The organism is Streptomyces sp. NRRL F-5630, assembly GCF_000719475.1.
Taxonomy (GTDB): Bacteria; Actinomycetota; Actinomycetes; order Streptomycetales; family Streptomycetaceae; genus Streptomyces.
In genome coordinates, this window is record NZ_JOGO01000203.1 from 1 (window position 1) to 543 (window position 543).

Below are 543 nucleotides of genomic sequence, written 5' to 3' on the forward strand. Positions count from 1 at the left end.
TTCCTGTTCGCGGTGGATGGTCATCTGACGGCGGCGTCTCCGGAGACGGCTGCGGTGGTGGTGGGTGCTGATCTGGCGGGTCCGCCGGTGGCTGATCCGCTGGAGTCGCCGGTGGCGGGTCAGGTGTTGTCGAACGGTCTGGACCGGTGGGTGTGGGGGACCGGTAGTGGGATCGAGCCGGTGCTGGTTCCTGGTGACGGGAATGTGGGGGCGCGGTGGCAGTTGGCGGAGGGTGACTGGTGGGCCGGTTTCCGTCCTGAGCCGTCGACGGCGATGCTGGGGCGGCTTGCGGAGCGGGTGACGGGTGAGCGGGGTCGTGGTCCGGATGTGCTGCGGTGGGTGCGGGCGGTGCGGCTGGTCTACGGTCCGTTGCTGGAGAACGACGCGGCGGCGTTCGAGGCGTTGCTGCGGGGTTTCTGGGCGCTGGAGCGGACTCGGGCGGCCAATGGTGTCCGGTCGCCGTTGACGTGGGGCGATCTGCGGTTCGCGGTCGGTTCGTACTTCGCCGCCAACGGTCAGCCGGAGCCTCCGTTGCCGGTGGCT

The 543-nt window shown here is 70.2% G+C and carries 1 protein-coding gene; it reads left to right on the top strand.

The genetic code is table 11. From position 1 onward, the window contains the following. Window positions 1-543, top strand: a 543-nt coding sequence (locus IF99_RS31430) for a hypothetical protein (protein ID WP_037828334.1), incomplete at both ends; no start/stop codon positions are given.